The following is a 16580-nucleotide window of genomic DNA, read 5'->3' on the forward strand; positions in this document are numbered from 1 at the left end:
GTTGGCTTGCTGTTATTGGGCTTCACTGAATTGGGCGCCTAATGTCGCGCGCATGGTTCTTTGACCGCGCCAGCTGTTTTGAGTCGTAACGGAGAACAAATCAAATTGCTTAAGCGCAACATCTAAACTTTGATCTGGACGCAATGCAAAACTATTAAAACCAACTCGAGCTCCTTGCAATAGTTGATCAATGAGTACATCGCCAATGGCACGAATCTCACCAGTCCACTGGAATCGATCGCGCAATAGTGCCGCAGTACTAAAGCTTCTGCCATCTCTAAAGATGGGGAAGTGTGCTGCCACCAGTGGCCACACAGTCTTGCTATGCTCAATCACGTCAGCATGCTTAAGGATGTCATCATTCGTTGCAAACCAAACACCGATTTGGCCGGCTTTGGCTTTACTCTGAATATTTGCTTCATGGTGGTGAGTGATCCACCAAGAAAACGGTACTAGCACCTTGCTTTTGCCGTGCTCTAAATCAGGCAGGCCACCTTCATCCTGACTGCCGCTCCAGATAAGCCATTCATTAGGGCCCAAGCTGGGTTGTTGCCCCTTTGGAAAATGCACGATTTGATCGTGGGCTGCTATGACGTTGTTGTTGGTTTGGCTATTGGCTTGGCTCATGATGCACTTCCTGTTGCTTTGGCTTCATCTTTTTTCTTGGCGTTCTCGAGCTTATCTTTATATGCAGCCTCTTTGAATGGAGTCACTCCAAGGCGGCGGTACGCATCAATAAAGGCCTCGCCTTCATTGCGTTGTGCAACATAGGTATTAATGATGTTGCTCATGACGTCGGGGATTTCATCGGCGTAGAAAGAAGGTCCAATCACCTTACCAATGGCAGCGTCATTGCCTTGCTCGCCGCCTAAAGTAATTTGATACCACTCTTCACCGTCTTTATCGACGCCCAAGACACCAATATTGCCCACGTGATGATGGCCGCAAGAGTTAATGCAGCCAGAGATATTCAGGCTGATATCACCGAGATCAAATAGATAATCTAAGTCATCAAAACGTTCTTGAATCGCTTTAACAATTGGCAAAGACTTGGCATTAGCTAAAGAGCAGAAGTCACCACCTGGGCAGGCAATGATGTCTGTTAACAGTCCTATGTTAGGCAATGCCACTTTTTGCTTTTTCGCCTCTTGCCAGAGTTCGTAGAGCTTGGCTTGCTCAACATCAGCTAGAACCAAGTTTTGTTCATGGGTAGCGCGCAATTCACCAAAACTATATTGATCAGCCAAGTCCGCAATGGCATTCATTTGTGCAGTCGTAGCATCACCGGGCGCAACAGTGCCGTGCGGCTTGAGTGACAAAATTACGCTGGCATAACCAGGCACTTGATGTGGTTTCACATTACGCTCTAACCAGCGCGTAAATGCAGCTTTCTCAGACTCTTGTGCCTGATTAATTACTGCTTCAGTGCTTAAGGCTGACAAGCTCTTATAAGCAGGCTTGGTAAAGTGTTTTGCAACGCGATCCCATTCTGCTTGGGTGAAATTATCATCACCCTCTTTGTTATAGAGCCATTCGTCTTCTACTTGACGAGCAAACTCTTCAGGGCCAAGCGCTTTTACTAAGATCTTGATGCGAGCCTTATAGAGGTTATCTCTGCGACCAAAGCGGTTGTAAACACGCAAGAGGGCAGTTAGATAGCTAGGCAATAGTTGCCATGGTAGTTCTTGCTTAATGAGTGATCCCAAGATTGGCGTGCGACCCATGCCACCGCCAGCATAGATGTCAGCAATGAGATCACCTTTTGCATTTTTCTTAAGCTCAATGCCAACGTCGTGGCAGAGCAATACTGTGCGATCTTCTTTAGCGCCATTAACAGCAAACTTAAATTTGCGTGGCAAGTGTGCAAATTCTGGGTGAAGTGTTGACCACTGACGAAGCAGTTCGCAAATCGGGCGGGTATCAACATACTCATCACCAGCCACACCAGCAAACGCATCGCTCGTAATATTGCGAATACAGTTGCCTGAAGTTTGGATGGCATGCATTTCTACTTTGGCTAAGTCAGCCAAAATATCTGGTGTGTCTTCTAGCGTTACCCAGTTGTACTGAATGTTCTGACGCGTAGTGAAGTGACCATATCCGCGATCATATTTTTCAGAAATATTCGCCAAGGTTCTGAGCTGTTTGGAATTAAACAAGCCATAAGGGATAGCTACGCGCAGCATGTAAGCATGGCGTTGATGGTAGAGACCATTCTGCAAACGCAGTGGACGGAACTCTTCTTCAGCCAAAGTGCCATTGAGGCGTCTTGCAACTTGATCTCGAAATTGTGCAACCCGTTGATCTAAAAGGGTTTGGTCAATGTGGTCATATTTATACATAGGCCACGATTGTCGGGGATTTTCAATATTCCTGCAAATACTCAAAAATCGGTCTTATATAACTTGTAGATATATAGATTTAATCTCTGTAGGCGGGGGGGTAAGTTGAATAAGCGTAAAAAAGCCCCATTCCAGGGGCTTTTAATGGGGTGCTTCTTGGTATTTACGTTGCCTTATAGGCCATATTCTCGATAGTGCCTGTACAGGTTTGCAATAGAAGTAAATCCCAGAATCACGATAAGCACCGCAAATAGGTAGTCGACCGTGAGGTAGGTAAAGACTCCAAAGTGAACGAGCGCTACTGCCGCAATAAAGGTGGCAATGGAGCCAAAAGCCACCAGCTTGAAGTTGGGGATGAAGGCACCCAGAGTAATCGCAATAAACACGATGTAAAGATCAGAGACGAGTTGATCGGCTGTTACAAAAACCGTATTCGTAAACTCTGGATTAATGACCTTGCCCAGTACTGCAATAATCAGAATCAGTGCCAAGATCGCAAAGTTAAGCTTTGCTTTGGTGAGGATGGCTTTGAGTTGATCGCTCATAAGAGTTCGTTTGCTTAAGCGCCGTTGCCGTTGAACACCAAGCTAATACCAAGCCATAGCAATACAAACGCTACGAGTACGGTAAAGCCAATCTTTTTCAGAAAGTATTCCAAGCTATCCATATAGGCTTCATCGTTACGACCAAACCATTGATCAAAGCGTTTCCAGACTAAGCGGCCAACTACCAATGGCAAAAGCATGGCAACGATGCCTAAAATGACGGTGAGAGTGGTATCCATCGCGGACGCCTTTCTGCATAAGGGTGTTTGAAAGGCTAAAGAATACCTGTTTTCTTGAGGGACTCTGATGGACTGGCATTTGGCACTAGCACATAGCCATATTTATTCAATATCAGGGTTTATTGATACAGTAGAGGCCTTATGCCATTTTTGGCAATTACCACTTAGAAAGTAAACACATGGCCGAATTAAGCACAGCTCAGTTAAACGAAATCCGTACGAAAGTTTTAGGAGCTGCAGGTAAGGTTCCTGGCGCACTCATTGGGCTTGGTATTTTGTTCATCGTATTGGGCATGATTGGAGTGGCGGGCCAGGTATTGTTTTCTTTGGTATTTTTCTGTTTGCTGGCGGTTTACTGCAAGGTATTCATGCATTTAAATCAACAGGATGGAAAAGTGTTGGCGTACAACTGATTTTTGCTATTTTGTATATTGCAGCGGCAATCTATGTATGGGCATTCCCAATTCCAGCGCTTGAGGCAATCACTCTGTGGCTAGCGGCAATTTTCTTTATTACCGGTTTCTTGCGTTTGATCTCTGCATTTCAGCATCGTCATTTTGCTGAATGGTTCTGGCTGGCTTTATCTGCCGTAATTTCTATTTTGATGGGCGTGCTCATCATGAATAACTTCCCAGCAGCTAGCTTATGCTTGCCAGGCTTGTTAATCGCCGTGGAATTACTGTTGCAGGGCTGGTCATTGTTCTTCATGGGTCTGGCAGCGCGCTCACTTACGAAGTAAATCAGTAAGTAATTAACGAATCACACTAGTGATATTTATTTAGAGGCTTAAGGCGCATTCATATGGCGATGAAGAAAACAGATCTTTATAAGAGTCTTGCTCTGACTACTGCTCAGCGTATGAAGAATGCTGCCAAAGCCCCTAAGCTCGGCACGGCCGAAGAAAAGGCTAAAAGTAAGAAGGAGCTAGCAAAGGCAAATCCGCTGCTAGCTTCTCTCATGGGTAAAGACAAATCCAAGTAAGGATTCACTGTTCTTTTGAAAAAAGCCGCACCCTTATTGCTTATTGATTTTCTGAAGGTCTTTGCAGCCCTTTTAATTATTCTTCATCATTTGTCTAGCTATGGGCAAATTGCTGAAGATGCTCGCACCGTATTGCCTGGCGTGATGACCTGGCTGTTTGAATATGGTCGTTATGCGGTGCAAATATTTTTGGTCATGGCAGGGTATTTAGCGGCGCAATCGTTGAGTCGTTATGCCGATGACAAATTTAGCGCGCAGGGTTTGCTCAAAATTATTCTCAATCGTTATCTACGATTGTTTGCCCCATATGCTGCAGCACTAGTCTTTACGATTGTCTGTGCGTATGTCGCTCGCTTTTGGGTAAATGATGAATTCGTTGGCGAATCTGAAACCCTTTCCCAATTTTTGGCGCACCTATTTTTCATTCAAGGTATTTTGGGTTTGGATTCTATTTCTGCTGGCGCTTGGTATATCGCCATTGATTGGCAGTTGTATTCAGTGCTAGCTATTTTGTTGATTTCATTTTCTACGTATCAATCAGTGATCTGGGTTATCAGCATCCTGGCCGTTGCTTCATTGCTGATCTTTAATTGCTCGGCTAGCTATGAAGCCTATTTTATTTACTTCATCGGCTCTTATGGTTTGGGTGTTCTAGCCTATTTGGCTAGAGATTTTCAGAATCAGAGGGCGTCAATCGTTTGGCCAGAATTAGTCTTGTACTTATTGGCATCGTGATTGTGATTTCTTCGTTTCAACAGGTATGGTTACGTAATTTCTTGGCCTGGTTTGTGGCAATCGCCTTGTTGTTCTGGGGCAGTGCGACTTACCCAGCTCATGCGCACGGCAAGGCTTTATTTCTGAAGGCAATCTCTTGGGGTAGCAAACGCTCTTATTGCGCTTTCTTGATTCACTTTGCCTTTATCTTGCTTGCGAACACGCTTTACATTGCCCTTGGCTTACACATATACGAGAGTGGAGTATTAGCAATTGCTTTGATGGTGGCAGTAGTTGCCAGTAGTGTGCTTGCTGCAAATTATTTATACTGATGGATTGGAGCTGCCATCGATGAGACTTAAGGTCTAGCAATTACTCTAGACGATTTAGAGCCCCATATCTTTTAGGACTCGGAAGATTTCGCGATAAGCCTTAGGAGGCTTATTTTGTTCTTTCTCTCTACGCGCATTGCGAATCAGGGTGCGCATATTCTGAATATCCATATCTGGATATTGCTCAATCATTTTGGTGAATGCTTCATCATTGGCAATGAGGCGATCACGATAGGATAGCTTTCTAAAAAATGCAATTTAGCGGTTTCGGCTTTACTTACACCTTGAATCGCATCTAGTCTTTTCTGAATGGCATCTAGCTCTTCGTCATCCAAGAATCGCATGAGCTTGCCAAGATATTGTTTGTGACGTCTGATAGCCTCAAAACTTTTAATCTTGTTGGTTTCTGCGATTGCTGCCTTGATGGCTTCATCTAGTGGAATCGATTTGAGGGCATCGCTACTCAGGGCAGCCAAGACTTCCGCCAATTTTTGGCGTTCGGTCATTTGGCGCTTTAGCTCTGATTTGCTAGGGCCTTCATCGGCTTCAACCAATTTGGGCGTGCGATTCTTCTCATTAATATGCATTTGGCTATTTTAGACGGGTATTGGGACCCAACTGGATCAATGCTCAAATTTGGAGTTTGGTAAATAATAGAGCGATCAATCAGACTAAATATGGTTCAATTCGATATTTAAAGCCATGACTCAAGCAAATACCTACGACTACATCATTATTGGGGCGGGCAGCGCCGGCTGTATGTTGGCTAAGCGCTTGACGGAGAACCCCGCCAAAAAGGTTTTGTTAATTGAAGCCGGCAAAAACGATAACTATATTTGGATTCATATTCCGGTTGGCTATCTGTACTGTATTGATAATCCTCGTGCGGATTGGCGTTTTAAGACGGTCGCTGAAAAAGGCCTCAACGGTCGTTCATTGTTATATCCCCGTGGTCGAGTGCTTGGTGGTTGTTCGTCAATTAACGGCATGATTTATATGCGCGGCCAAGCGGGTGATTACCAGTCTTGGGTGTAGGCTACGGGCGATGACTCTTGGTCCTGGGGAAATGCTTTGCGCCGCTATAAATCGTTTGAGGATTAGCACGGCGCTGCAAACGAGTGGCACGGCAAAGGTGGCGAGTGGACGGTATCAAAGCAACGTCTGCGTTGGCCCATCATGGATAAGCTCAAAGAGGCTGCAGTCCAGGCTGGCGTTCCTGCATCAGATGACTTCAATCGTGGCGATAACTTTGGCGTAGGTTACTTTGACGTCAGTCAGCGCGCAGGATGGAGATTAAATACATTCAAGGCTTTCTTAAAAGATGCCGCCAAGCGCAGCAATCTCACGGTAATTACCGAAGCGGTAGTGAGCAAACTCAAAATTGATCCAACGACAAAAAATTGTTACGGTGTTGAATATCTCAAGAACGGTGTTGCGGCAGAAGCATTGTGCGCAATTGATCGTGGTGGCGAAGTCATATTAAGTGCAGGCGCTATTGGCAGCGTGCAAATTTTGGAGCGCTCTGGTATTGGTGCTGCAGCACATTTAAATGCTTTGGGTATTCCGGTGGTTGTCGATTTACCCAGTGTCGGTAAGAACCTGCAGGACCACTTGCAGTTACGCATGGTCTACAAAGTAAATGGCATTAAGACTTTAAATACCAAAGCCAACTCTTGGCTTGGCAAGATGATGATTGGCTTGGAGTATGTATTGAAGCGCTCAGGCCCTATGTCTATGGCCCCTTCTCAGTTGGGTGCTTTTGCCTATAGCTCTCCTCAGCAAAAGAGTGCAAACGTGGAGTATCACGTGCAACCTTTGTCGCTAGAAAAGTTTGGTGAAGATTTGCATTCATTTAATGCGTTTACTGCGAGCGTTTGTAACTTGCGTCCAACATCTCGCGGCAGTGTGCATATCACCTCTACTGATCCAGAAGCGCCGCCAGCCATTCACCCAAATTATTTGTCGACAGATGAAGACCGTAAAGTAGCAGCAGAGTCACTGCGTTTAACGCGCAACATTGTTGAGCAATCTGCACTCGCACCATATGCACCAGAAGAGTACAAGCCCGGGATGCAATACCAATCGGATGAAGAGTTGGTGAAGGCTGCAGGTGATATTGGTACAGCCATCTTCCATCCAGTGGGTACTTGCAAGATGGGGCGCACAGATGATCCGATGGCTGTACTGGATTCTTAGTTGCGCGTCAGAGGCATTGGACACTTGCGTGTAGTGGATGCTTCAGCAATGCCAACCATTACCTCTGGCAACACTGCGGCGCCGACCATGATGATTGCGCAGCGCGCAGTGGAACTACTTACTGGTGAATAACTCTTCTCGGCATCAGCAAATGCCGGCAAGCCATCTGTTATTGGCTTTGGCTATCGTAGTAAGAACAACAACATTGCATCTCCAGTTTCTGCTGCACAAGGATATGACTCTGTTTACCTCTTGGCAGCTGCGATCAAGCAAGCAAACAGCACAGAAGGGCCAAAGATTGTTGCAGCATTGCAAGATCTGAAGGCTCTAGTTGATGGCGTTGTGATTACTTACAACAAGCCATTTACTGCAGCTGATCACGACGCTATCAAGATGAAAGACGTTGTGATGGGTGTGGTTGAGAATGGTCGTGTTGAGTTCTTGAACGCTGAGGATGCAACTCCTAAGAAGAAGTAATTCAACCCATTAAGCAGGCAATCTAAATATTTATTTAGCACTGCAGCATTGGATAAAACAAAGCGCCGCCCAAAAAGCGGCGTTTTGCTTACAATGGCGGATTCGTTAATAAGACAGTTTTAAGTATCTTTTAGGCCAATACCATGGAAATGCTTGCACAAATCCTTTCGAGCGGTATCGCGGTAGGGATGATCTACGCGGTCATCGCTTTCGGATTCCAGCTCACTTTTGCCACATCTGGCACATTAAACTTCGGTCAAGGTGAAGCCCTGATGTTGGGCGCACTAGTCGGTTTGACTTGTGTGGATACCTTTGGCATGAACTACTGGGTCATGATTCCAGTGGTGTGTTTGTTCGGCATGGTGCAAGGTGGCTTCGTTGAGTTAATCGGCGTACGCCCTGCAATCAAAATTAAATCCGAGTTTGGTTGGATTATGTCCACCATCGCTCTCGGTATTATTTTCAAGAACGTCGCTGAAAACATCTGGGGTCGCGATGCATTGCCATTCCCATCACCATTGCCAATGGAGCCAATGAATTTCTTGGGCGCAAGTATTTTGCCAATGGAAATTTTGGTGGTAGTTGGCGCGCTTGTAATGATGTTGTTAGTTGAGTTCTTTAACCGTAAAACAATTCACGGTAAGGCAGTGGTTGCCACTGCTAACGATCGTGATGCCGCTGGCTTGATGGGCATTTAACACTAGCGTAGTTATTACCTTCTCTTATGCGCTTTCTTCTTTAACTGCAGCATTTGCTGGTGTGTTGGTTGCGCCGTTAACGCTGACTGGCGCAACCATGGGTGGCGCATTAGGTTTGAAGGCATTCGCAGTGGCGATTATTGGCGGCTTATCTAGCGGCATGGGCATCATTGTGGGTGGTTTGATCTTGGGCATTGTAGAAACAGATACCGGTTTTTATATCTCTACTGGCTATAAAGATGTTCCAGGTTTGATTTTGTTATTGCTTGTACTTGCATACAAACCATCTGGTCTCTTTGGTAAATCTGCAATTAAGAAAGATTAATGATGAAGAAGTCTCTAATACCTCTATTAATTGCAATCGCAGCACTCTTCGCGCTGCCGTTGTTTGTTCACAATCCTTATTACATTCACTTAGTTGAAACCATCCTGATCTACACCATCTTGTTATTTGGTTTAGATATCGTGGTGGGTTATGTTGGTCAGGTTTCTTTAGGGCATGCCGCTCTATTCGGTATTGGTTCATACACTGCGGGTGTCTTGTACTTCCACTTTGGTTGGACTATCTGGGGAACATTGCCTGCGTCTATCGTAGTGACTGCGATCTTCGGCGGTATCTTGGCTCTTCCCGCATTAAAGGTAATCGGACCTTATTTGGCGATGGTGACCTTGGCTTTCGGAACGATTGCACAGATCCTCATTAACGAGATGACTTGGATGACTGAAGGCCCATTGGGTATCAAGATTCCTAAGCCTGATTTAATGGGTGTGCCGATGACCAAGGCCGAGTATTTCTGGATGGTGGGCATCATCTTGATCCTATCTTTGATCGTGGTGGATCATTTTGTTAAATCACAAATCGGCCGTGCTTTTGAAGCGTTACGCGACAGTCCTATTGCTTGTGACTGTATGGGTGTATCCGTTTATCGCTTTAAAGTGATCGCGTTCGTGATCAGTGCCGGCTTTGCTGGTTTGGCTGGTTGCTTGTACGCTTACTCAGAGCAATACATCTCACCAAATACCTATAACAACGAACTGGCTGTGTTGTTCTTGCTCGGCATCATCATGGGTGGACGTAAGTCACGCTTAGGTGCAGTGATTGGCGCTGTCATCATCGTGTTATTGCCTAAACTCTTGGATGACATTTTCTTGTTCCGTATTGTTGCTTCGATCATCGCGATCGTAGTAGTAGCCGGTGCTGCAATGGCCTTGTCTAAGAAAGTCACTACTCCACGCCGTGTAGCGGTACCTATCGCTGTTGTGGTTGGTTTGGCTGCATTCTCATTCTGGCTCAATAGCATCTCTGACTGGCGCTTGAGTATTTTCGGCTTCATGATTTTGTTGGTGGTGTACTACTTGCAAAACGGTATCGTTGGCTTTGCGAAGAGCTTCTATCAGTCAATTGTTGGTAAAGCTAAAACTACCCGCGGTGGCGATGCTGAAGTGGTGGATGACTCCATTAGCTTTATTAGCGCCGTTTCAAATACCAATACTGGCGCTGAGCTCTTGAAGGTTGATTCTGTATTGATGCAGTTCGGTGGCTTGAAAGCGCTGAACAATGTTGATTTGAGCATCAAGCGCGGCACCATTCATGGCTTGATCGGTCCAAACGGCTCCGGTAAGAGCACCATGATGAACGTGCTCACAGGTATTTACATTCCTACTGCCGGTAACGTGTTGTATGCCGGTGAAAGCGTCGTTGGTAAGACTTCATCTGACATTGCCTTGTCAGGTATTGCTCGTACCTTCCAAAACGTTCAACTCTTCGGTGAAATGACAGCAATCCAAAACATTTTGGTTGGCTTGCATCACACCTTCAAATCCAACATGGTAGAAATTGCTTTGCATCTGCCACGTTACAAGAAAGAAGAAGCTGAAGCTCACGCTCGCGCAATGGCCCTCCTTAAATTCGTTGGCCTGGATGATTTGGCTAACGAAGAGGCTCGTAACTTACCATACGGTAAGCAACGTTTGCTAGAAATTGCACGTGCATTGGCTCTCGATCCTGAGTTACTCCTCTTGGATGAGCCAGCTGCAGGCTTGACAGCTCCAGACATCAAAGAACTCTTGCGCATTATTCGCAAGATTCGCGATAGCGGTATTACCTTCATCCTGATTGAGCATCACATGGATGTGGTTATGTCAGTTTGCGATACCGTTTCTGTATTGGACTTCGGTCAGAAGATTGCAGAAGGTAGGCCAGCTGAAGTTCGGGCAGACGAGAAGGTGATTCATGCCTACTTGGGTACTTAATCACTAGAACAATATTGAATCGGTAAATACCATGTTATCTATTAAGAATCTTGAAGCAGGCTACGGCAAAGTAAAAGTTCTGCACGGCATCAATATTGATGTTCCTAAGGGGCAAGCTATTACTTTGATTGGCTCTAACGGTGCCGGCAAAACAACTACGATGCGTGCCATTACTGGCATGATCAAGCCAACAGCTGGTGAAGTCACTTTGGGCGGCGAAAAAATTGACGGTTACGACTCTCATAAAATCGCCCGCTTAGGTTTGGCCCACAGTCCTGAAGGCCGTCGCGTGTTTACGACCATGTCAGTAACTGACAATTTGTTGCTAGGCGCATTCCCACGCTTTACTGGTAGCCGCCCTAAGGGTGATATCAAGAACGATCTTGAGAAGTCTCTGGAAATGTTCCCACGCCTCAAAGAGCGTCGCAATCAGTTAGCTGGAACGCTATCTGGTGGTGAGCAGCAAATGTTGGCAATGGCTCGTGCAGTGATGTTAAATCCAGAGATTATTCTCTTGGATGAGCCATCGATGGGTCTGGCACCAATCTTGGTTGAAGAGGTATTTAAGATCATCTCCAATCTCAAGTCACAAGGCGTGACGATGTTGTTGGTGGAGCAGGTGGCCACTAAGTAGTGCTTATAGTTGCAATAAAAAAGCCCTTAGCAATAAGGGCTTTTTCTTTTTCTGAGCTAGCTCAGTTTGATATCAGCTTAATCGCTTCGCGTATCAAGAGTGCACGGTATCCTATATAGATTGCTACCAACGTAAATCCGAACAAAAAGAGTTTGGGAATTAACGCCCCTTCAATGACCAGCTGGCTATTCAGTAGGCCGATAGCTACAGCCAGGAAGAATAGGGCCCCTAAGGCCAGCATGAGCCAATTTCCATTACTGCTTACTTGCTGCGTTTGATTGTTATAAGCAAGAACCTGAAAGGCGCCATCCTTTTGATATCCAGAAACGGTAATCTGATCACCTTCAGTAATTATCATTGGTGAAGAAAACTTCGCCTGTATTGCCTGATCCCCTAGATTGAATTTGGAGACAAAAAATCGTTTGTAGTACTGCGATGAGTGATCATGCGTAGGTTTTTCTGGGTTCACATATTCCAGTAACTCATTATTGAGGTTACTGACAGTTCCAGAAATGGCGCTAATAGAGCTAGATAAAAAAACGACTCGGTTTAATGGCTGACATTAGCAGAATCCCCAAAAGGCTGAATACAAGTATAAATAGAAGCGATTGAATTGGTCTTCTCATAAAGCATTAATGCCCTTGGCTATCAAGCTAACTGCCACTACAAATGTGAACATGGAAAAAATTTGCTGAAGCCTAGGGCCACTCAATTTGTTGCCCGCCATTCGGCCAATCAGAAGGCCGCCTAAAGCGCCTAGAGAGAAAGGTGCTGCAAGCGCCAAATCTAGATTGCCGGATATTGCGGAAAAGACTACCCCACCACTAGAGATAATTGCCAGGACTCCTAATGAGGTGGCAACAATTGATTGCACCGGTAGGTCGGTATAGCGCTTTAATGCCGGCACAATCACAAAGCTACCCACCTACACCCAGTAACCCAGAAAGAAAGCCTGCTAATCCACCTGAAGACATCAGGGCTCTAGCGCAAGGAATATTCCATGCCAATTTGCCTCTGGAGGTATCCAATAAGCATGGTGGCGGAGGCTTACCCTCAAAATCAGGCATGCCCCTCATTTCTTTATGTGCCTGGCGATATAGGCGAATAGAAACATAGAAGAGGATGAGGCTAAAGAGGATCAATAGTGGCGCATTGGGAATTCTTTGTGCAACCCAAAGGCCAAGCGGGGATAAGAGGAGGCCAAATATAGCCATGAAGCCGGCCGCCTTGTAACGCAAAATTTTATTTTTTAGCCCTAGTAGTGCGCCAACTCCTGCAGAGAGTGCAATGGCCGATAGGGAGACTGGCGCCGCTTCGGTAATCGGTAGATGCAGCACGAATACCAATAAAGGAACGGATAGGATGCCGCCTCCAGCGCCGGTAAGGCCCATAAGTAGGCCAACGATAAGGCCTAAGCCTGGGGCGATGAAAGTTGTGTAGTCCATTGCAATTAATTTTATATTAAGATAATATATATAAATATATATATTATTTACTCACTTCAGTAGTAAATGCAGCATTGTCAGGAAAATTGCCATGAAACCAAATCCACTTGCAGATGTTAAGGCGTTTTTTGATCCAGAAACCTGGACTTTCACTTATGTGGTTTATGCGGGCAAAGCGAGCCCATGTATAGTCATAGACTCCGTATTGAACTATGACTCTAAGTCTGGCAGAACCTCTACGCAGTCTGCTGATGAGGTCATTGGCTTTATACAAAGCGGGCAATTACAGCTGACTTGGATCTTAGAAACCCATGCGCATGCCGATCATCTGACTGCGGCACCATATATACAAGAGAAGTTGGGCGGCAAGATCGTGATCGGAGATCACATCGTTAATGTGCAAAACGTCTTTAAGGGCGTATTTAATCTTGATGAGCGATTTGCCGTTGATGGATCCCAGTTTGATCAATTATTAAAAGACGGCGAATCATTGCCATCCGGAGCACTCTCATTAAAGGCGCTTTATGTCCCCGGCCATACGCCAGCTTGTATGGCTTATGAAATCGGTAATGCACTCTTTGTAGGCGACACCATCTTTATGCCTGATGTTGGTACGGCCAGGTGTGACTTCCCCGGGGGTAGTGCTCAAACTTTGTATCAGTCAATTCAAAAAGTATTGTCCTACCCTGACGAGACAAAGTTATATATGTGCCACGACTATCCACCTACAGATCGACCCGTGGCGTATTGCACAACCGTGGGCGAAGAGAAGAAATCTAATATTCATGTGCATGATGGCGTGAGTGAAGCTGAATTTGTGCAGATGTGCAACAAAAGGGATGCCACTTTAGATATGCCTAATCTCATATTGCCATCGATACAGGTCAATATTCGCGCAGGCCACCTGCCTGAACCGGAGGCTAACGGCAAATCGTACTTAAAAATTCCTTTGAATGCTCTTTAATATGGCCATTACTAAATCCGAGCTTAAGAAAATGCAAGCGTCAGCAGCCGATGCTTGCAAGTTAATGAAAGTCTTATCCAATAGCGATCGCATGATGTTGTTATGTGAAATTGGTCAAGGTGAAAAATGTGTCGGCGAACTAGAGGCTGCGTTAGATCTGCATCAGCCCACGCTATCTCAGCAATTAACAGTGTTGCGCAAAGAGAAGTTGGTTAAGACGCGTAGAGAAGGCAAGCAAATTTACTACTCCCTAGCTAGTGAGGTTGCTGTAGCTGTTATGGGCTTGCTCTATAAGCACTATTGCAAAAGATAGTTTTAAAAATATACAAGTAATTAATTTTTTACAAAGAAGGAGTTCATTAAATGCAATGTCGGTGGTATTGATCGAATTATCAGAATTGCTGTAGGGGCCTTATTAGTTGGTCTTGCTGCAAATGGAGTTATAGGATGGTGGGGTTGGCTCGGCTTTATTCCTCTTGCAACAGGCTTATTCCGTTTTTGTCCTGCTTATCCCTTGTTGGGAATCAATTCATGCGCAATCTCTTCCGGTAAAGACTCTTGCTGTAAGTAATCTCAAATTGGATTGAAGGGGTATATGCTTAAGACATATACCCTCAATTTCTGGCTACACTAGGATTCAAGTATGAATATGACCCATTACATGCAGCTGCTAGCAGATAATCAACCATGGAATTTGTTGATCTTTATGGCAATACCTGTGGTGCTTGCAGAGACTTTGGCAATCACCGAGCTTTATATTCTCTTCACTAGAAAGCTGCATGGCTTTGTGTGGCTGCTGAACCGCATTGCTGGTGCTGCGGTTGGTGTTTATTTCATTGGCATCATCGCCTATCTCCTGGCTACGGCTGTCATTCCGATTACCAAGGCTGGCGAGTGGAGAACAGTCATTGACATGGTGGCGGTTGGCTCTTACTTGATTGGTGGTTTGCCGCTAATCTGGATTGCTTTTCAAGAATTTGGCTTGGTGAATAAAAGTCTTACCCAGGAGGGCAAGCTAAAGGTTCATGCAATTTGCGTAGCCCTCTTTTTGGTCTTTGGACATATCGCCATGATTAGCGGTATGCTTGACCCAGTATTGCTTGGCTACCAGGGTTCAGTGCATTCTATGGACGCACCTATGCCGGCTGCTCACGCGCATTAATTTGAGCTCAAGTCTTTGCTTGTATTTTGAGGTTTTAGTCTTGAGCAGGCATGCAATAAAAAGATGCTAAAAAATAGTAGACCGACTATCCAATGGGTCTTAATTACGCCATCACGAATCTCTTCAGGGCCGTAATTTAGAAGCGCTCCAGAAGCTAACAGCACAAGTAAGAAGGCAAGTTGACTAAAGCCACTTAGCCATTTGCGCTTAGATTTGTAGCCAGCCTTGATGTGAAAGGGCAAAACTGATCCTAGTGCTAAGGTCGCAAACATGGCTGCAATGCCATGGGCAGCCAGGATGCTGTGTGAGCCAAAGGCTGCTCGCTGGATCTGGAATTCATGCCCCATTAAGTAAGCAATGCCTGTGCTGGAGCAGGCGAGCATCCCCCCGATAACAAAGGATCTTTGCCAGCTAGGCATCTTTCCAAGTCGACTCATGCTGCAATCCTGATAGCTTGCGCTGAGAATTTAGCAAAGCAGGGATGCTGGTCATCATTGGATAGAGCCAATACTTTGGTTAGTGCGTCTGCATAAACACATTCTTTTGCAAAGATGGAGAATGAGCCAGTAGCTTCTGCATGGATCTCGGATGAAGTTTTGGCTAATGGATTAATGAGGTAACTTTCTTGTTGATCCCGTTTGGCGAAGTACAAGCCGCTAGTAGCGATTGCGCCGTTTTCTAGAGAGCCAATTTGAATAAGCTCCTGTGGCGATAGTGGGTTTCGAATCTGAATGTGGCGCGTTGCACTTGATTACGTAAATTCAGCTCTGAATAGTCGTTATGAAAGCGAGCCTCTACACCTGCAGACCATTTGGGTGCAAAGCGATAGCTAGCCCCCACTAAGAAATCGAGCATGGATTCCGGGACATTACCATTCTCAATAAACTTCAAGCGTTCATTTGCAACGACAACGTTTCCTGCAAGGATCAAACGATCATCAATGAAGTTCGACTGCAGAAGTAGGGAGCCTCTAACTCATCTTTGTTTCGTCCCCAGGTTGGCTCGAGATAGAGTCCAACGCCTACCGGCGAAGTGACCGGGTTGCTTATTCGATAGATTGCTTCTAAAGACCCACCCTCTATCCCGCTCTTTCTGTACGGTGTAGATGGATCATGGGATGACGGTACCCCATATCCGCCAGTGCACGTTGCGGAGTCGCCGCACGCTTCGGGGTTGGTGTAGTTTTGACTGGCATCGGTGTAGTAAGAGTTGATATAGCCAGCGATTTGCAAATCATTCGTCAGGCCATACTCCAGCTCTGTTCTTGAGGTCCAGGCGTTATAGGTACCTGAGGCCTGTTGTTGATTGAGTTGCAATCGTTGCTCAAATTCCAGCTTGCCCTTTGGTTGAAGGTCTAGCGTGTAGATCCACCCAAAAGCACCTTCGCCAGCATGGGCGAAAGAAAAGTGAAGGGCGGTAATAAGAAAAAGGCTGAAGGCGAAAAGTCTTTTAATGGTGATTTTCATATTGGTGGGGTAGTGGGTTATAAAAATGTCTAATTGAGAATGGTTCTCAATATAGCATATGAAATGAGAACCATTCTCATTTGTGAAAATGCCCATTGCCCTATAAATGGCGGAATTTGTAAGGTTTACTAA

General features: G+C 45.5%; 21 protein-coding genes and 5 pseudogenes. 14 read left to right on the forward strand and 12 right to left on the reverse strand.

Going from position 1 to position 16580, the window contains the following annotated elements; all coding sequences use genetic code 11:
* Positions 1-12: 12 nt before the first annotated feature.
* The 4 genes from DXE27_RS05115 to DXE27_RS05130 all read right to left on the reverse strand — a co-directional run bounded on the left by DXE27_RS05115 (position 13) and on the right by DXE27_RS05130 (position 3126).
* Positions 13-627 (reverse strand): DUF934 domain-containing protein, encoded by a 615-nt coding sequence (locus DXE27_RS05115; RefSeq protein ID WP_128113174.1) that lies wholly within the window; start codon positions 625-627, stop codon positions 13-15.
* On the reverse strand, positions 624-2342 hold the full coding sequence (locus DXE27_RS05120) for a nitrite/sulfite reductase (protein ID WP_128113175.1): 1719 nt from the start codon (positions 2340-2342) through the stop codon (positions 624-626). The genes DXE27_RS05115 and DXE27_RS05120 overlap by 4 nt, the downstream gene beginning before the upstream one ends.
* Positions 2343-2515: 173 nt before the next feature.
* Complete coding sequence (locus tag DXE27_RS05125) at positions 2516-2887, reverse strand: hypothetical protein (RefSeq protein WP_128113176.1); 372 nt, start codon at positions 2885-2887, stop codon at positions 2516-2518.
* 14 nt (positions 2888-2901) lie between these two features.
* Complete coding sequence (locus DXE27_RS05130; RefSeq protein WP_128113177.1) at positions 2902-3126, reverse strand: hypothetical protein; 225 nt, start codon at positions 3124-3126, stop codon at positions 2902-2904.
* 179 nt (positions 3127-3305) lie between these two features.
* On the opposite strand from DXE27_RS05130, the gene DXE27_RS09130 reads away from it, so the two are divergent.
* The 5 genes from DXE27_RS09130 (at position 3306) to DXE27_RS09140 (ending at position 5153) form a co-directional block, all read left to right on the forward strand.
* Positions 3306-3539: a hypothetical protein gene (locus DXE27_RS09130; protein ID WP_197712312.1), complete on the forward strand. Its 234-nt coding sequence runs from the start codon at positions 3306-3308 to the stop codon at positions 3537-3539.
* The gene (locus DXE27_RS09135; protein ID WP_415064464.1) at positions 3491-3865 is read left to right on the forward strand and encodes an HdeD family acid-resistance protein; all 375 of its coding nucleotides are present in this window, start codon (positions 3491-3493) and stop codon (positions 3863-3865) included. Before DXE27_RS09130 ends, DXE27_RS09135 begins: the two co-directional genes overlap by 49 nt.
* Positions 3866-3927: 62 nt before the next feature.
* On the forward strand, positions 3928-4107 hold the full coding sequence (locus DXE27_RS05140; RefSeq protein WP_128113178.1) for a hypothetical protein: 180 nt from the start codon (positions 3928-3930) through the stop codon (positions 4105-4107).
* Positions 4108-4122: 15 nt separating this feature from the next.
* Positions 4123-4842, forward strand: a complete 720-nt coding sequence (locus DXE27_RS05145; RefSeq protein ID WP_197712314.1) for an acyltransferase family protein — start codon at positions 4123-4125, stop codon at positions 4840-4842.
* Entirely contained in the window at positions 4806-5153 is a 348-nt protein-coding gene (locus DXE27_RS09140; RefSeq protein ID WP_231969667.1) for a hypothetical protein, read from the forward strand. Before DXE27_RS05145 ends, DXE27_RS09140 begins: the two co-directional genes overlap by 37 nt.
* 54 nt (positions 5154-5207) lie before the next feature.
* Here DXE27_RS09140 and DXE27_RS10035 read toward each other — a convergent pair whose 3' ends face one another.
* Both DXE27_RS10035 and yjgA read right to left on the reverse strand, forming a co-directional pair.
* Complete coding sequence (locus DXE27_RS10035) at positions 5208-5345, reverse strand: dual-action ribosomal maturation protein DarP (protein WP_269459801.1); 138 nt, start codon at positions 5343-5345, stop codon at positions 5208-5210.
* Positions 5342-5740: a ribosome biogenesis factor YjgA gene (yjgA, locus tag DXE27_RS10040; protein ID WP_269459802.1), complete on the reverse strand. Its 399-nt coding sequence runs from the start codon at positions 5738-5740 to the stop codon at positions 5342-5344. The genes DXE27_RS10035 and yjgA overlap by 4 nt, the downstream gene beginning before the upstream one ends.
* Positions 5741-5855: 115 nt before the next feature.
* Between yjgA and DXE27_RS05155 the strand changes: the two are divergent.
* The 5 genes and pseudogenes from DXE27_RS05155 to DXE27_RS05175 all read left to right on the forward strand — a co-directional run.
* Positions 5856-7481 (forward strand): annotated as a pseudogene (locus DXE27_RS05155) (GMC family oxidoreductase).
* 51 nt (positions 7482-7532) lie between these two features.
* Positions 7533-7826 (forward strand): annotated as a pseudogene (locus DXE27_RS05160) (ABC transporter substrate-binding protein); the annotation flags it as partial.
* 143 nt (positions 7827-7969) lie between these two features.
* A pseudogene (locus tag DXE27_RS05165) lies at positions 7970-8849 on the forward strand (branched-chain amino acid ABC transporter permease).
* Positions 8849-10777 (forward strand): branched-chain amino acid ABC transporter ATP-binding protein/permease, encoded by a 1929-nt coding sequence (locus DXE27_RS05170; protein ID WP_128113179.1) that lies wholly within the window; start codon positions 8849-8851, stop codon positions 10775-10777. Before DXE27_RS05165 ends, DXE27_RS05170 begins: the two are co-directional and overlap by 1 nt.
* A gap of 31 nt (positions 10778-10808) precedes the next feature.
* Positions 10809-11402, forward strand: a pseudogene (locus DXE27_RS05175) (ABC transporter ATP-binding protein); the annotation flags it as partial.
* A gap of 70 nt (positions 11403-11472) precedes the next feature.
* On the opposite strand, the gene DXE27_RS05180 reads toward DXE27_RS05175, so the two are convergent.
* Positions 11473-11880 (reverse strand): hypothetical protein, encoded by a 408-nt coding sequence (locus tag DXE27_RS05180; RefSeq protein WP_231969668.1) that lies wholly within the window; start codon positions 11878-11880, stop codon positions 11473-11475.
* A 153-nt stretch (positions 11881-12033) separates the two neighbouring features.
* Positions 12034-12856, reverse strand: a pseudogene (locus DXE27_RS05185) (sulfite exporter TauE/SafE family protein).
* Positions 12857-12947: 91 nt separating this feature from the next.
* Here DXE27_RS05185 and DXE27_RS05190 point away from each other — a divergent pair.
* The 4 genes from DXE27_RS05190 to DXE27_RS05205 all read left to right on the forward strand — a co-directional run bounded on the left by DXE27_RS05190 (position 12948) and on the right by DXE27_RS05205 (position 14982).
* On the forward strand, positions 12948-13820 hold the full coding sequence (locus DXE27_RS05190) for an MBL fold metallo-hydrolase (RefSeq protein ID WP_128113181.1): 873 nt from the start codon (positions 12948-12950) through the stop codon (positions 13818-13820).
* Between the two features lie 31 nt (positions 13821-13851).
* Entirely contained in the window at positions 13852-14133 is a 282-nt protein-coding gene (locus DXE27_RS05195) for an ArsR/SmtB family transcription factor (protein ID WP_231969669.1), read from the forward strand.
* 45 nt (positions 14134-14178) lie between these two features.
* Positions 14179-14391: a YgaP family membrane protein gene (locus DXE27_RS05200; protein ID WP_128113715.1), complete on the forward strand. Its 213-nt coding sequence runs from the start codon at positions 14179-14181 to the stop codon at positions 14389-14391.
* 72 nt (positions 14392-14463) lie between these two features.
* The gene (locus tag DXE27_RS05205) at positions 14464-14982 is read left to right on the forward strand and encodes a DUF6803 family protein (protein WP_128113183.1); all 519 of its coding nucleotides are present in this window, start codon (positions 14464-14466) and stop codon (positions 14980-14982) included.
* Here DXE27_RS05205 and DXE27_RS05210 read toward each other — a convergent pair.
* Genes DXE27_RS05210 through DXE27_RS09665 form a run of 4 tightly spaced genes read right to left on the reverse strand, consistent with a single transcriptional unit; the run spans position 14979 to position 16298 of the window.
* Positions 14979-15419, reverse strand: a complete 441-nt coding sequence (locus tag DXE27_RS05210; protein WP_128113184.1) for a hypothetical protein — start codon at positions 15417-15419, stop codon at positions 14979-14981. The genes DXE27_RS05205 and DXE27_RS05210 overlap by 4 nt on opposite strands.
* Positions 15416-15715 carry an FAD:protein FMN transferase gene (locus DXE27_RS05215; protein WP_128113185.1) on the reverse strand — a complete coding sequence of 100 codons (300 nt, stop codon included), beginning with the start codon at positions 15713-15715 and terminating at the stop codon, positions 15416-15418. The genes DXE27_RS05210 and DXE27_RS05215 overlap by 4 nt, the downstream gene beginning before the upstream one ends.
* Positions 15661-15912: a hypothetical protein gene (locus tag DXE27_RS09660; RefSeq protein ID WP_231969670.1), complete on the reverse strand. Its 252-nt coding sequence runs from the start codon at positions 15910-15912 to the stop codon at positions 15661-15663. The genes DXE27_RS05215 and DXE27_RS09660 overlap by 55 nt, the downstream gene beginning before the upstream one ends.
* Positions 15909-16298, reverse strand: a complete 390-nt coding sequence (locus DXE27_RS09665; RefSeq protein ID WP_231969671.1) for a hypothetical protein — start codon at positions 16296-16298, stop codon at positions 15909-15911. The genes DXE27_RS09660 and DXE27_RS09665 overlap by 4 nt, the downstream gene beginning before the upstream one ends.
* Between the last annotated feature and the right edge of the window lie 282 nt (positions 16299-16580).

This window comes from Polynucleobacter necessarius, assembly GCF_900096755.1.
Classification (GTDB): Bacteria; Pseudomonadota; Gammaproteobacteria; order Burkholderiales; family Burkholderiaceae; genus Polynucleobacter; species Polynucleobacter necessarius_K.

What these genes read in the sequence shown, in the direction of transcription:
- DXE27_RS10035 (WP_269459801.1), bottom strand. Translation starts at nt 5,345, where the DNA reads ATGATTGAGCAATATCCAGATATGGATATTCAGAATATGCGCACCCTG.
- DXE27_RS05140 (WP_128113178.1), top strand. Translation starts at nt 3,928, where the DNA reads ATGGCGATGAAGAAAACAGATCTTTATAAGAGTCTTGCTCTGACTACT.
- DXE27_RS05195 (WP_231969669.1), top strand. Translation starts at nt 13,852, where the DNA reads ATGCAAGCGTCAGCAGCCGATGCTTGCAAGTTAATGAAAGTCTTATCC.
- DXE27_RS05115 (WP_128113174.1), bottom strand. Translation starts at nt 627, where the DNA reads ATGAGCCAAGCCAATAGCCAAACCAACAACAACGTCATAGCAGCCCAC.
- yjgA (WP_269459802.1), bottom strand. Translation starts at nt 5,740, where the DNA reads ATGCATATTAATGAGAAGAATCGCACGCCCAAATTGGTTGAAGCCGAT.
- DXE27_RS05130 (WP_128113177.1), bottom strand. Translation starts at nt 3,126, where the DNA reads ATGGATACCACTCTCACCGTCATTTTAGGCATCGTTGCCATGCTTTTG.
- DXE27_RS05190 (WP_128113181.1), top strand. Translation starts at nt 12,948, where the DNA reads ATGAAACCAAATCCACTTGCAGATGTTAAGGCGTTTTTTGATCCAGAA.
- DXE27_RS05125 (WP_128113176.1), bottom strand. Translation starts at nt 2,887, where the DNA reads ATGAGCGATCAACTCAAAGCCATCCTCACCAAAGCAAAGCTTAACTTT.
- DXE27_RS05120 (WP_128113175.1), bottom strand. Translation starts at nt 2,342, where the DNA reads ATGTATAAATATGACCACATTGACCAAACCCTTTTAGATCAACGGGTT.
- DXE27_RS05170 (WP_128113179.1), top strand. Translation starts at nt 8,849, where the DNA reads ATGATGAAGAAGTCTCTAATACCTCTATTAATTGCAATCGCAGCACTC.
- DXE27_RS05205 (WP_128113183.1), top strand. Translation starts at nt 14,464, where the DNA reads ATGAATATGACCCATTACATGCAGCTGCTAGCAGATAATCAACCATGG.
- DXE27_RS09130 (WP_197712312.1), top strand. Translation starts at nt 3,306, where the DNA reads ATGGCCGAATTAAGCACAGCTCAGTTAAACGAAATCCGTACGAAAGTT.
- DXE27_RS05210 (WP_128113184.1), bottom strand. Translation starts at nt 15,419, where the DNA reads ATGAGTCGACTTGGAAAGATGCCTAGCTGGCAAAGATCCTTTGTTATC.